Genomic DNA, 14,214 nt, shown 5'->3' with positions numbered 1-14,214 from the left:
CTATGAGTCTGCTAATTATACGACGGCTGTTCGCTGTTCCATATACATCTGCAAACGAAGGAGAGCTTCTTCAATTTCTTGTTCATTTTGGACAAGTGCCATGCGGACATAGCCTTCTCCGGATGGACCGAAAATAATGCCGGGGGTGACTGCTACATTGGCCTTTTCGAGTAGATCAAAGGCGAATTCCATGGATGGTCGGCTATCAGGGATTTCCGCCCAAACAAACATTCCAGCTTCCGGTTTTTCTGCTTTCCAACCGATTCTATGAAGTCCTTCCACAAGGCAATCTCTCCGCTTACGGTAAATCTTACGCGTATTGGCAGTGAATTCAGAACCCTTTTGAAGCGCCTGTATTGCAGCATATTGGGTGGGAAGAAAAACGCCGTAGTCCAGGTTGGATTTTAATTGTTTTAAAGCACTGATGATTTTTTGGTTGCCGATTGCGTAGGCAATCCGGCATCCGGCCATACTGAAGCTCTTGGATAATGAATTTACTTCAATTCCAACTTCCTTGCTCCCTGGTATAGATAGGAAGGAAATCGGTTGTTCATCTGTGTAATAAAACTCGGAGTAGGCAAAGTCATGGACAATGACAATATTGTACTGTTTGGCAAAAGCGATCGCTTCTTTAAATAAGTCTTCCGTAGCTGTGACAGGTATCGGATTCCCAGGAAAGTTTAAAAACATGAGTGCCGTTTTTTTCGCTACTTCAGGGGGGATACTAGAAAAATCAGGCCTGAAATGGTTGTTTTTTAATAATGGCATGAAATACGGAATGCCATCGGCCATTGAAATACCTGTTTCGTAGGCTGTATATCCTGGATCGGGAACTAATACATATTCCCCCGGGTTGACAAGCGCCATGGGCAAATGGACTAGACCGTCTTGCGATCCCATTAATTGGATAGCCTCTGTTTGAGGTTCAATATGTACTTGATGTTTATTGCTGTAGTAAGAGGCAACAGCTTCATGAAATTCAGGTATTCCCGTTAATGAGTAACGGAATTGCTTATCTTCAAGGGATAAAGAACTGATGCATTCTTTAATGAAAGCAGGGGGCGCTAAATCAGGACTCCCAATGCTGAAATCAAAGACATGTTCTCCTTTTTGTTGTTTTTTCTTGGTTGCTGTTGCAATTTCATTGAAGACGGATGAAGAAAAGGAAGTCATCCGTTTAGCTGTGTTGATTTCCATTTTACTGCCTCCTAAAAAAATAACTAACCTACATAAATTGTACCATATTACGAATTATGATACTTCATTTACATAGAGGAATACGGTTATTTAGTCAACACAAGCGAAAGACAGGAGAGGTGAGGGCGATAAAAAAAGCAAGTTTAGAAGGCCAGTGAATAAAAGCCCTATACTCAGTCTTTAAAACATGTTACAGTAGGAAGCAGTGCCCACATGAATTAGAAAGTAGAGGGAGGACCATTTAGATATGAGTCGATTAGTACCAGGTGATGTAGTCACTTTACAAGTTGAAAGACAAGCTGAATACGGCTTCTTTTTAAAAGATCCGGAAAGCGGGAAAACTGTTCTTTTGCATAGAAACCAAATAATCCAAGATATTGAAATAGGGATGGAGATAGAGGTCTTTTTATACCAGGATAAAGATGTACGTTTGACAGCCACAATGAGGATTCCGGAAATCCGCAACGGAGTATACGGATGGGGCGAAGTGGCTGGCTACAGGAAAAATCTCGGAGTATTTGTTGATATCGGCGTAGAAACGGATATGCTTGTTTCGGTGGATGAATTGCCAATTATGTATAATGTTTGGCCAAAACGGGGAGACCGTCTGTACATAACATTGCGGACAGATAAGAATGGCCGTTTGTTCGGGAAATTGGCTGATGAGGATACTATTTACAGTATATCCAAGCCTGCACCTGAATCCATGTATAATCGCCCGGTAAAAGGATATATTTATAAAACTAAAAAAGTCGGTTCATACCTTTTTACCGAAGAAGGCTATATCTGTTTTATCCATGAATCACAGCGGGAAAAAGAACCACGATTGGGACAGTATGTTGAAGGCCGTGTGATTGATGAAAAAGAAGATGGAACATTGAATGTTTCATTGCTGCCGTTTAAACAAGAGAAAATGCAGGGCGACAGCGAAATCATCCTACAATATCTTGAAATCCGCGGCGGAGCGATGCCTTACGGCGATAAAACCGATCCAGACACGATTATGAAGCATTTCGAGATGAGTAAAGGAGCTTTCAAAAGAGCCCTCGGTAAGCTCATGAAAGAAGGAAAGATCTATCAGGAAGATGGGTGGACCTACACAAGCGACCGCCGCTAATAAAGCGACACTTTAGGTTATTGATAGAAGCAAATAGAATTTTCAATACAGCGAAAATACGGCCTCCCTAAGGGACGGCCGTATTTTTTACGCTTTTTTCTTCAAACTTTTCGGATTATGTTTCGAAAAGGGCAGCCACCAGTTCCAATCGCCTAATAACTTCATTAAGGAAGGAACAAGGAGCAGCCTTATGATGGTTGCATCAACAAAGATAGCAAGTGCGATGCCGATGCCGATCTGTTTGACAGGAACAACGCCTGTGAAGGCAAACGCGCCTGTTAATACAATCATAATAAGCGCGGCTGAGGTGATGATTTTGCTGGTCGAAGCCAGCCCGGACACGGTTGCTTCGTCGTTGTCCCCTGTCCGTAGGTATTCTTCATGAATCCGCGAAATCAAGAAAACTTCGTAATCCATGCTTAGGCCAAAAACAATACTGAATACAAATACCGGTATGATGAGCGCTATATCCATTGGCTGCAACCCGAAGTGGCCTTCCTGGAAAATCCACACTAGGATTCCGAATGTAGATGTAAGCCCTAGGATATTCATGATAATCGCCTTTAATGGAATAATCGCCGACCGGAACGCGAACATGAGAATCAGATAGGTGCTGATTAGCACTAAAGCGATTCCGTATCCGACTTTGTTTGTGATTTCCTCAAAGATTTCTTGGTTGAATTTTGCTTCGCCGCCAACTTTCAAATGAAAGTCGGTATGTTTTAGACTCCATTTTTTAACCCATTGCTTTGCCTCTTTGCTTTGTGATTCTGCATCAAGCGTGACGGGCAGTAATAATTGATCGCCTTTTATGAATTGTTTAACCGCCGGTTCTAGCTTTTCTTTGCCTTCTGGCGACTGCAGGAATTGGTATAGCAACTTGCTATCTTCAAGCTTACTGATTGAAAAGAGGGAATCAACCGATTTGACAATAGATTCGCTTTCTACATGATCGATCAGTTTCTTCAAATCTTTCAACCCTTCTTGGCTGTCCCAAGATCCCTTCCTTTCGGCAATCATATAAACTGTCGATTCCTTTTTCAGGTGAAAAGCATCATTAATCTCCGTAAACGCTGCGCGAGAATCATAGGTGGCAGGCAGAGATTGCTCATCAGGTATGCTCAGCACAATATCTTTAATTGGCAGGATGCCTGCCAATAAGATAAGGGTGGCGATGACGGTGATGATGATCGGGCGTTTCATGACTGCTTCTGCAAATGAACGCCATTTATGGCTGCTATCGTTGGTATTCTTGAAAACCTTCCCTTTATAAAGACGTTCTCCCAACAGCAATAATATAGAAGGAAGCAGAGTAAGGGACGAGATGACGGCCACGGCGACTACCACCATGCCGCCAATCGCTACAGTCTGAAATATGTCTATATCAATGACAAGCATAGCTGCCAATCCAATAAAAACACAGAGTGCCGAAAAAAGGATAGACTTGCCGGCTGTGCCCATTGTGTGGATGACTGCTTCTTTAATCGGCATTTGGTCTGCTTCTTCTTTATAACGATTAATGAACAAAAGGGCGAAATCAATGCTTAATGCCAATCCAATCATAGGTGTTACATTCAATAAGAAGACCGATAGATCCATATAATCCTCGAGCAATGTTAAGATGCCAAGGGCCAATACTACGGTCAACGCTCCGACCACAATAGGGACGACGGCAGCCACTAAACTACCAAAAGCAAATAATAGGACAATGAGTGCAACCGGCAAACCGATCATTTCAGCCACCTTCAGGTCATGCTGGCTGGCCTCATTCATGTCTTCGCTGATGACAGCTTGGCCTGTCAATGATGTCCCTTTATAGGAATCCGTTACTTCTCTTACTTTCCTGACCGCATTTTTCATTTCTTCATCGTTTCGGTCGAAATTCAAAAGGGCATAGGCAATATCTTTTTTATATTGGCCTTTTGTCTCCAAGGGAGAAACGATGCTTGAAGTTGTGGAGATCGAGTCAATATCCTTTAAAACGGCATCGATGTTTTTCTTGAAATCTGTTTCTGATTGCTGTGTCTGCCTCTCGAATACAACAAACAAAGTGTTTTCGGGAAAATTAAAGGATTGTGACAGTTCTTCCTGCACTTCTTTGTATTCTCCCTCCATTTCGAAGCCATCGCCTTTCAATTTGGATGGAAGGTCTATTGCATAAAAAGCGAGACCGCAAGCAAGCAGAATCCAGATGATGAGGAAGAACTTATAATATGTAATGATGCGTCGGGCCAATTTTTCCATTATCAAACTCCTTTCGTTGCTCTTATCATTATTATGTTAGATTCCACTTCAAAGATAAAGAATTTCTTGGACGGCGAATATAAATACTTACCCCGGTGCAGCAATTTTATGCAGCTGAAAATCAATAAAAAAAGGAAAACAGAAAGAACCGTATATTATTTTTGGAAATTTAGCATAAATGGATCAAAATGACATATACTTATTATGTAAACCGTATTGACTATAACGCGCGAATTATGGGAGGTTCCACCATGTATTTTTCTAAAAAGCAACAAGAATTAGAGCAAGTGGTCATTGAAGATACTGCTGTGTTTGCCTGTACTTCTGAAGAATGCAATGGGTGGATGAGGATGCAATTCGCTTCGGATGGTCCTTCATGTCCTTTGTGCGGCAGCAACATGGTAGAGGAAACTCGGCAATTACCGAAAATCACTTGAAAGAAGCTTCCAACAACCTGATTTGTTGGAAGCTTTTTTTATGTAGCAGAAACGATAAAACGCAACATATATGGTTGTAAATGGAAAATAAGGAAAAATAGAAGGGATTAATAACTATTTATCAGAATATTCTTTCTGATTGTTATAGGAGCGTTAACTGTATGTAACAATTGTAATAGATTATTAATTGCGCTGTTCTATATGTTATGAAAATTCATGTTATGATTATCTTCGTTAGCTACTAGAGCAAGCTAATTCATAGGAGGGGAACTATTATCAACATGAAAAAAACACTACTATCATTTTTAGCAGCAGCAACTATTTCCACTACTGTAGGGATGAGCGCACATGCTTCTGAAATTGTGGTCAAAGATGGAGATACTCTTTCTGGCTTATCCAAACAACATGGAGTTACAGTTAATGATATAAAACAGTGGAATGGTTTATCATCTGATCTTATTCTTGTAGATCAAAAGCTTTCTATTTCACCAGAGCAATTTTATTCTGTAGTAGAAGGTGATTCTCTTTGGAGTATCGCTCAAGAATTCGGCGTTACTGTTAGCCAATTGCAAGCCTGGAACAAAATGAGCGGGGATATGATTTTCCCTCGTCAACAATTAGTTATTAAAGAAGCCCATAAGGCAGCATCAATTGCTGTAAAACAACCGGCTAACAATCAAATAAACCAGGCACAAGAGCAACAACGCCAAGCTCAAGCACAAGAGCAACAACGCCAAGCTCAAGCACAAGAGCAACAACGCCAAGCTCAATTGCAAGAGCAACAACGCCAAGCTCAAGCACAAGAGCAACAACGCCAAGCTCAAGCACAAGAGCAACAACGCCAAGCTCAAGCACAAGAGCAACAACGCCAAGCTCAATTGCAAGAGCAACAACGCCAAGCTCAATTGCAAGAGCAACAACGTCAAGCTCAATTGCAAGAGCAACAACGCCAAGCTCAATTGCAAGAGCAACAACGCCAAGCTCAAGCACAAGAGCAACAACGCCAAGCTCAAGCACAACAACAACAACCAACTTCTGGAACTAGCATGACAGTTACAGCCACTGCTTATACAGCCGATTGTGCTGGATGTTCTGGAATCACAGCTACAGGTGTTAACCTTAAGAGCAATCCGAATGCTAAAGTGATCGCTGTAGACCCTAGCGTTATTCCATTGGGATCTAAAGTGTATGTAGAAGGGTACGGATATGCTACAGCTGCTGATACGGGCGGTGCAATTAAAGGAAACAAGATTGACGTTCTTGTTCCATCTCAAGGTGCTGCAACACAATGGGGCGTTAAACAAGTCAATATTAAAATTGTGGACTAAATCCACTTACTATAAAGTTAAAACGTTGATTGGCGAAGATTCATACATCTTCGCCGGTCCTTCGTTGATTGATCCCAGTAAAACGTATAATGAAAGAAAAAGCTATCCAAAGAGGAATTATTCCCGAATGGATAGCTTTTTTTGTATGCTAACAAAAGAAAATGCAATAATGGGATGTGATTATAGAGGGCTATCGGTTTTACATACAAATTTTAAGGAAAATATGCTATTGTTTATGAGATGGACAGCTGGATTTATAGAAATTTGCTTGATGTTTTTTGGAGATGATTGAATAATGATCGAAGATTTTTTATTATCCCTTAATCCCATTATTATTATGGTCGGGATTATGTTGACAAGTATGGCGGTTTATACAGCTTTGGATTTGTTTACGCATATGAACGTTATGGAAGGGAGCAAAAAATTCATCTTTTTTGGAAGTACTTTTTCTTTATCAATCGGTATATGGATGATGAACTTTTTTGCTATCATGGCACTTGATATGTTGACTTCGGGCAATCATATCATCTTGATCCATTTCATATCCATGATTTGCAGTTTTATTTTGACGGGCTGCGCTTTATTATGCATACTCCGTTCCCCACGTGTTAAAAATTTGGCTATCGCATCCTTGATCTTGGCTTTTGCCGTTCTTTTAACGCATGTAATCGGCATGTTCTCAGTGGATGTGCATCTAAACTTTCATTTTTTTTGGCTGGCTTTTTCCTTTTTGTTAATTGCCGCCATCATACTATTTGCTTTAATGCTTGTTTTTCATTCGAAGGATTATTCTTCTTCGCCTATGATTTACAAGACTTTTTCCGCATTTATGATGACCGGGGCAATCGGCCAAGGGTTATTGCTTGTAATGAAAGCTTCCGTTAAAAAAGGAAATGGGGAAAACATCTTATCAAATCTTACTTTAAACGGATACTGGCTGCCGTATATGGTATTATTTTTGTCAATCATTATTTTTACAGGCTTTGTAATTGCTTCTACCTATGCCAGCAAGAAAATGCAGAAGAGTAAATTGTATGCGAATGATATCATGTCCGCCTTGGATATGTCATCCATTGTGGTGATAACAAATGCAAAAGGGCGCATCACCTATGTCAATGATTCTTATGCTGAGTTGAGCCAATATTCAAAGGAAGAATTAATCGGACAGGAAAATAGGTCGTTGTTCTCCGGCCTGCGGGGTGAGCCAGGCGCAAATCCAATCTGGGAAAAGGTCAATAGAGGAGAAGTATGGCAAGGGGAGCAATACAATACTGCCAAAGACGGTTCACTTTATTGGGTGGATACCACTATTATTCCGTTTATTAATCGTAAGGGGAAACCCTACCAATATGTTTCGATCCATAAGAATATTACACAACAGAAAAAAGTGGCTAAAGAGTTGGAAGCAACACTAAAAGAAGTCAAGGATTACAAGTATGCTCTTGATCAATCCTCTATTGTAGCGATTACCGATGCGAAAGGAATCATTATGGCAGTCAATGATAATTTCTGTAAAATATCGCAATACAGCGAAGAAGAGTTAATTGGAAGTGATCATCGCATTTTAAATTCCGGGCTTCACCCGAAAGAATTCTTTAAACATTTATGGAGAACGATCGGCCGTGGACATGTCTGGAAAGGAGAAATACGGAACAGGAGAAAAGATGGCCAGTTTTATTGGGTGGAAACAACCATTATCCCTTTCTTGAATAAAGACGGAAAGCCCTATCAATATGTATCGATACGCAATGATATTACAGCCAAGAAAAAACAGGAAGAATTGTTGCACAGGCAAGAAAAATTGTCTGCGCTTGGCCAATTGGCAGCTGGTATCGCCCATGAAATACGCAACCCGCTTACTTCGATGAGGGGATATACAGAGTTTTTGCTGACGGAAGAGGAGAATCCAGGGAAAAAAGAATATTTAACGATTGTTATGGAAGAAATACAGCGGGTGAATGAAATTGTCGAAGAATTTATGCTGTTGGCCAAACCAAAGGCTGATCAGTTTGAAACGGCTGATTTATTGACCATTATTACTCATACCATTTCCTTGCTTGCCTATGAAGCCAAAAAGAAAAAAATAAAAATTATTCTTGATTCAATCGACGATGAAATACAAATTCTGTGCGACCAAAACCGCTTGAAGCAAGTTTTTCTTAACATGATTAAGAATGGAATTGAAGCGATGCCGGATGGCGGTCAATTGACGGTCCATATCCGCAAAGACAGCACATCTGTAAAAGTCATTTTGCGTGATACAGGTACAGGCATATCCCAGGAAGATTTAAAGAAAATCGGTGAACCTTTCTTCACAACAAAAGAATCAGGTACAGGGCTCGGGATGATGATGAGCTTTAAGATTATTGAAACCCATCGGGGCAAAATCGAAATCGAAAGTGAAAAAGGGAAAGGGACTGCTTTCTATATCACATTGCCGCTTCATTGAACGAATGCCATTTTTCAAAGCCAATATTAGGCCATTAAACAGAGGAGAAGAGGAGATGCCTGCTTCTCCTCTGTTTTTGTCCATCCTCCTGGAATGGGGATGAATGCCCTTGCCGGTTAACGTTTCATTTAATCCCGATGGTGCCGGGATAGATATTCCTTCGCTATTAACTCTTTAATCTGGTTATAGGTCAATCCCGATTTGGCATTAAGCTCTTTCACTTCTTGAATGTTTGTTCCAGTAACGGTGAAACCGCTCTTTTTGTTTTGCATATTTGACTCCTTTCCGGCTCCTCTTTAGTGTGTTTTCCGCATGCAGTTCTATTCAGCTAGCGAAGAAAATGTAAAATTCTTTTTCGCTTAAATAAGTGTAAATATAAAGCTATAAGGGTAAAGATTACGAAATAATCAAAGGGAGGAAACGAAAATGAAATCAAGAAATTATTTGGCAATAGGCCTTGGCTTAGCAAGCGCTGTAGGTGTGACAACATTATTGAAGGATAAAGAAAAGCGGACAAAAATGATGCATCTATATGAAGATACAAAAGACAAGATGGCCAACATGTGGCAAAAAGAAAAACCGCAAACATACAGCGACGTAGTCGATAAGGCAGGAAACCCTGACCCGTACGATATTCCCGATAATAAAATGGTGGATGAGGGCGCCATGTATGGAGTACATTATTACAATGAAAATGAACAACAAAAATAATGTTCGGAGGAGCCGCTTGTAAGAGCGGTTTTTTCCATGTTTTGGCCTGCTTGTAGACCCTCATAAAACGAGTTGTTTTTAGGCAACTTAAGTAGAGTTAAATGAAAAAATGAGGAAAACAACATGACCAGCCAAAAACAAGCAGTCAGTAAATTATGTATATTATCCATAGCTTCAATCCCTCTTGTCATGACACTAGGGAATAGCATGCTTATTCCGGCTTTGCCTATGATTGAAAAACAGTTACATATTTCTTCTCTGTATTCCAGCTTGCTGATCACAGCCTATTCGGTCTCATCCATTATTTTGATTCCGATTGCTGGTTTTCTTTCTGATTCATATGGCAGGAAAAAAGTCATTTTACCAAGCCTTATTTTGGTATTCGTTGGCGGATTAATCGCTGCTTTTGCATCATGGAAGATGGAAAACCCTTATTCTACAATCATGATAGCTAGAATTATTCAAGGGATAGGGGCAGCAGGAGCTGCGCCTATTGTTCTGCCATTGGTAGGTGACTTATATAAACAGGATGAGCAAGCGAGTGCTGCATTGGGTATTGTAGAAACGGCTAACACATTTGGTAAGGTGCTGAGCCCGATTATAGGATCACTATTGGCGGCCATTGTATGGTATATTCCCTTTTACGGAATATCTGCTCTAAGCCTGATTTCTTTTCTGCTTGTAGTGTTTTTTGTTAAAACGCCGCCGCGGAAAGTAAACAAAGTAAAAATAGGCAAGTTTCTGAAGAACACCATGCAAATCTTTAAGCAAGAAGGCAGATGGCTTTTCCCTTTATTTTTAGTAGGCGGATTTGTTATGTTTATTTTATTTGCTTTGCAAGTCTATCTATCCAATACATTGGAAAGCACCTTTCACCTGAAAGGTGTGAAAAAAGGGTTTATCTTGGCTATTCCACTAATGGTTTTATGCATTTCTTCCCTTGTTGGCGGGAAGCTGATCAAAGGAAGTAAATCAAAAATGAAACAGGTCATCATTTTTGCCTTACTCCTGCAGGCTTGTTCTTTATTTTTATTTAGAGGGTATGATTCCCTTTTATTGCTATTAGTGATTATCAGCATGAATGGATTAGCGATAGGGTTGTTGCTGCCGACGCTTGATGCCTTGATTACTGAGAATATTGAACGGAAGGCGAGGGGCGTAATCACTGCGTTTTATAGTTCAGCCCGATTTATTGGCGTAGCGGCCGGTCCGCCTGCGACTTCTTTGCTTTTGGGTGACCATATTGGGCTAACAAGTGTGGTCGCAGCCTTTTTTACACTCTACTTGGTTTTCTTATGTTTCAAAAAACTACAGATCTAGAAACATATCCAGAGCACTTTCCTTATTAGATGAAAGGGCTCTTTTTTAATTCTGTATATAAGAAATTTGTTGTATAACAATTGTTGTTTTATAAATCTGTTTTAATTTTATTTTTTTCTAAAACGTTGATATATAAAGGTATTTTAAACCTATATAAAAATCTGTGTTTATTTTTTATAAAAAATTCCAAAAAAGAAGTGACAAATTTATCCTTGTTGTTATACAATACAAGAGAAATAAAAAATACTGTATTATAACAAAGTTCGAATAGTTGCCAAAGGGGATGAAGGATTCAATGAAAACAGATGAAAAAGGGCTCCAATTAGAGGGTAAACTGGCCCCGGGTTATGAAGAAATCCTAACAGCTGATGCATTGGCATTCATCGAGAAATTAGAAGAACATTTTGGAGAACGCCGTCTGGAATTGTTGGCACAGAGAGAAGAAGTTCAAAAACAGCTTAATCAAGGCATGGTGCCCTGTTTTCTGGAAGAGACCAAGCATATAAGAGACGGTGATTGGTCGGTAGGGAATATACCGAGCGACTTGCTCGACCGCAGGGTGGAAATCACCGGTCCCGTGGATCGGAAAATGATTATAAATGCTTTGAATTCAGGTGCCAAGGTATTCATGGCTGACTTTGAAGATGCGAACTCGCCTACCTGGAATAATGCGATTGAGGGGCAAATGAATTTAAGAGATGCGGTTCGGGGAGTCATTGACTTCACAGGACCGAACGGCAAGAAGTATATGCTGAATGAACAGCATGCCGTATTGAAAATCCGCCCACGCGGCTGGCATCTTGAAGAAAAGCATGTGACTTATAAAGGAAGGCCGGTGTCAGGCAGCCTGTTCGATTTTGGATTGTATTTCTTCCATAATGCCAAGGAATTGATTGAAAAAGGCAGCGGTCCTTATTTCTATCTTCCTAAAATGGAAAATCATCTGGAAGCCCGTTTATGGAACGATGTCTTCATTTATTCGCAAAACTATTTAGGCATTCCGCAGGGAACCATAAAAGCAACCGTTCTAGTTGAAACAATCATGGCAGCATTTGAAATGGACGAAATATTATTCGAATTGAAAGAACATTCTGTCGGCTTGAATTGCGGCAGATGGGATTATATCTTCAGCTATATCAAAAAACTGCGCAACCACGAAGATGTCATATTGCCTGACCGTTCTCAAGTGACGATGACAGTCCCGTTCATGCGTGCGTATTCACAATTGGCCATACAAACATGCCATAAGCGGAATGCCCATGCAATTGGCGGCATGGCTGCGCAAATACCAGTCAAAAATAATCCGGAACAAAACCAAATCGCCTTTGATAAAGTGAAAGCAGATAAAGAAAGGGAAGTAAAAGACGGCCATGATGGATCGTGGGTAGCGCATCCTGGAATGGTGGCAACCGTTCTTGCCGTCTTTGATGAATATATGCCTGAACCCAACCAGATTGACCGCAAGCGGGAGGACATCCAAATCACAGCTGAACAATTGCTTGAAGTGCCGACAGGGAATATCACTGAAGAAGGATTGCGCACCAATATCAATGTCGGCATTCAATATCTTGCTTCCTGGCTCAACGGCAGAGGGGCGGCCCCCATCCATAACCTGATGGAAGACGCAGCTACTGCGGAAATTTCAAGAGCACAGGTTTGGCAATGGATTCGCCACCCGAAAGGTATTTTGTCCGATGGCAGAAAGGTAACATTCTCCTTGTTCAAGGAAGTTAAAGAAGAAGAAATGAAACGGATCCTTCAGGAAGTGGGCACTGAGCAATATGTAACCGGCAAATACGAAGAAGCGGGCTACATATTCCAGCAACTGATTGAAGATGATAATTTTGCTGAATTTTTGACTATACCAGCCTATCAAAAATTATAATCGGGAGGAAATAAAAATGAGAGAAGCTAGAATTAGAGAATTGGAGAAAGAATGGCAAAGGGAAGAGCGATGGAAAGGAATCGAACGCCCTTACACGGCGGAAGAGGTTATCAAATTAAGAGGGTCGATTGATGTAGAACATACACTAGCAAAAAAAGGATCAGAAAAACTATGGGACTTGGTCAACAATGAAGATTATGTAAACGCTCTGGGCGCATTGACAGGCAATCAGGCTATGCAACAAGTAAAAGCTGGCCTAAAAGCAATCTATCTGAGCGGCTGGCAAGTTGCAGCAGATGCCAACCTTTCAGGCAATATGTATCCTGACCAAAGCTTATATCCAGCTAATTCAGTGCCCCAGGTCGTTAAACGCATCAATCAGGCGTTGCAACGCGCTGACCAAATTCATTTTATGGAGGGCAATGAAGAAATCGATTGGTTCGCTCCCATTGTAGCAGACGCAGAAGCTGGTTTTGGAGGGCAATTGAACGTATTCGAACTTATGAAAAGCATGATTGAAGCAGGCGCTTCCGGTGTGCATTTTGAAGATCAATTATCATCAGAGAAAAAATGCGGCCATCTTGGAGGCAAAGTGTTGCTGCCGACACAAACAGCGGTCAAAAACTTGATTGCAGCCCGGTTTGCTGCTGATGTAATGGGTGTGCCGACTGTTCTGATTGCACGTACGGATGCAAATGCGGCCGACTTGATCACAAGTGATGTTGATCCGTACGATGCCCCATTCATTACCGGGGACCGGACGCCAGAAGGATTTTACCGAACCAAGGCCGGCATCGACCAGGCAATTGCCCGCGGCTTGGCATACGCGCCGTACGCTGACCTGATTTGGTGCGAAACATCTGAACCGAATATTGAAGAGGCTAGACAATTCGCCGAGGCCATCAAAGCGGAGTATCCAGGGAAATTGCTCGCATATAATTGTTCCCCATCTTTCAATTGGAAAGCAAAGCTGGATGATGACACCATCGCCAATTTCCAAAAAGAATTGGGCAAAATGGGCTACAAATTCCAATTCGTCACTTTAGCTGGCTTCCATTCACTGAACCACGGAATGTTTGAATTGGCCCGCCAATATAAAGAGAGAGGGATGGCGGCTTATTCCGAATTGCAGCAAGCGGAATTTGGCAGCGAAAAATATGGTTATTCTGCAACACGGCACCAACGCGAAGTAGGCACAGGTTATTTTGATGAAGTGGCTACCGTCATTTCTGGCGGCATGTCATCTACAACGGCGCTTAAAGGATCTACGGAAGCAGCGCAATTCCAAGGAACAAAGTAAATCGGATAAAAGAGCTATCCCCCCTGAATAAAAGGGGGGAAATAAAATAATGGAGGGTTCATGTATGAAACACGCAAAGAACAGCCAATATTTCACTATTTCTGCCGAAAAGAAGTGCCCAGAGTGCGGAGCGACAATCCATATAACGCAGGAGTGCTACCTAATGGAATGTGACCGCTGCCTGGCCAAAAAACAAGAATCCTAAAGGACGGGGTGAAGCCCCCGT

12 protein-coding genes are annotated in these 14,214 nt (G+C 41.2%); 9 read left to right on the top strand and 3 right to left on the bottom strand.

Translation table 11 applies throughout. The annotated features are described in order from the left end of the window. Nucleotides 1-15: 15 nt before the first annotated feature. Nucleotides 16-1,197, bottom strand: a complete 1,182-nt coding sequence (locus BN1765_RS11390; protein WP_050615245.1) for an LL-diaminopimelate aminotransferase — start codon at nucleotides 1,195-1,197, stop codon at nucleotides 16-18. A 247-nt stretch (nucleotides 1,198-1,444) separates the two neighbouring features. On the opposite strand from BN1765_RS11390, the gene BN1765_RS11385 reads away from it, so the two are divergent. Continuing rightward, nucleotides 1,445-2,314, top strand: a complete 870-nt coding sequence (locus tag BN1765_RS11385; protein WP_050615244.1) for a CvfB family protein — start codon at nucleotides 1,445-1,447, stop codon at nucleotides 2,312-2,314. 87 nt (nucleotides 2,315-2,401) lie between these two features. On the opposite strand, the gene BN1765_RS11380 is transcribed toward BN1765_RS11385, so the two are convergent. Beyond that, nucleotides 2,402-4,558 (bottom strand): MMPL family transporter, encoded by a 2,157-nt coding sequence (locus BN1765_RS11380; RefSeq protein ID WP_050615243.1) that lies wholly within the window; start codon nucleotides 4,556-4,558, stop codon nucleotides 2,402-2,404. 251 nt (nucleotides 4,559-4,809) lie between these two features. Between BN1765_RS11380 and BN1765_RS11375 the strand changes: the two genes are divergently transcribed. The 3 genes from BN1765_RS11375 (at nucleotide 4,810) to BN1765_RS11365 (ending at nucleotide 8,772) form a co-directional block, all read left to right on the top strand. After that, nucleotides 4,810-4,995 (top strand): cold-inducible protein YdjO-related protein, encoded by a 186-nt coding sequence (locus BN1765_RS11375; RefSeq protein ID WP_050615242.1) that lies wholly within the window; start codon nucleotides 4,810-4,812, stop codon nucleotides 4,993-4,995. Between the two features lie 281 nt (nucleotides 4,996-5,276). Next, nucleotides 5,277-6,323 (top strand): 3D domain-containing protein, encoded by a 1,047-nt coding sequence (locus BN1765_RS11370; RefSeq protein ID WP_050615241.1) that lies wholly within the window; start codon nucleotides 5,277-5,279, stop codon nucleotides 6,321-6,323. A 295-nt stretch (nucleotides 6,324-6,618) separates the two neighbouring features. Beyond that, nucleotides 6,619-8,772, top strand: coding sequence for a PAS domain-containing protein (locus BN1765_RS11365; RefSeq protein WP_230199521.1), 2,154 nt, complete (start codon nucleotides 6,619-6,621; stop codon nucleotides 8,770-8,772). Nucleotides 8,773-8,900: 128 nt separating this feature from the next. On the opposite strand, the gene BN1765_RS20270 is transcribed toward BN1765_RS11365, so the two are convergent. Further along, nucleotides 8,901-9,044 carry a hypothetical protein gene (locus BN1765_RS20270; RefSeq protein ID WP_050615240.1) on the bottom strand — a complete coding sequence of 48 codons (144 nt, stop codon included), beginning with the start codon at nucleotides 9,042-9,044 and terminating at the stop codon, nucleotides 8,901-8,903. Between the two features lie 154 nt (nucleotides 9,045-9,198). On the opposite strand from BN1765_RS20270, the gene BN1765_RS11355 reads away from it, so the two are divergent. The 5 genes from BN1765_RS11355 (at nucleotide 9,199) to yhfH (ending at nucleotide 14,193) form a co-directional block, all read left to right on the top strand. Next, a complete protein-coding gene (locus BN1765_RS11355; protein ID WP_050615239.1) occupies nucleotides 9,199-9,483 on the top strand; it encodes a hypothetical protein in 285 nt (94 codons plus the stop codon). 123 nt (nucleotides 9,484-9,606) lie between these two features. Further along, nucleotides 9,607-10,803, top strand: coding sequence for an MFS transporter (locus tag BN1765_RS11350; RefSeq protein WP_050615238.1), 1,197 nt, complete (start codon nucleotides 9,607-9,609; stop codon nucleotides 10,801-10,803). A 295-nt stretch (nucleotides 10,804-11,098) separates the two neighbouring features. Then, nucleotides 11,099-12,688, top strand: a complete 1,590-nt coding sequence (aceB, locus tag BN1765_RS11345; protein WP_050615237.1) for a malate synthase A — start codon at nucleotides 11,099-11,101, stop codon at nucleotides 12,686-12,688. A 16-nt stretch (nucleotides 12,689-12,704) separates the two neighbouring features. Continuing rightward, entirely contained in the window at nucleotides 12,705-13,988 is a 1,284-nt protein-coding gene (gene aceA, locus BN1765_RS11340; RefSeq protein WP_050615236.1) for an isocitrate lyase, read from the top strand. Nucleotides 13,989-14,052: 64 nt separating this feature from the next. Continuing rightward, nucleotides 14,053-14,193, top strand: a complete 141-nt coding sequence (gene yhfH, locus BN1765_RS19570; RefSeq protein ID WP_075050804.1) for a protein YhfH — start codon at nucleotides 14,053-14,055, stop codon at nucleotides 14,191-14,193. The last annotated feature ends 21 nt before the right edge of the window (nucleotides 14,194-14,214 follow it).

Origin of the sequence: Bacillus testis (assembly GCF_001243895.1) — a bacterium.
GTDB lineage: Bacteria > Bacillota > Bacilli > Bacillales > DSM-1321 > Bacillus_AD > Bacillus_AD testis.
The sequence above is the reverse complement of the archived record's forward strand: the minus strand, read 5'-3'. Positions and strand labels throughout refer to the sequence as shown.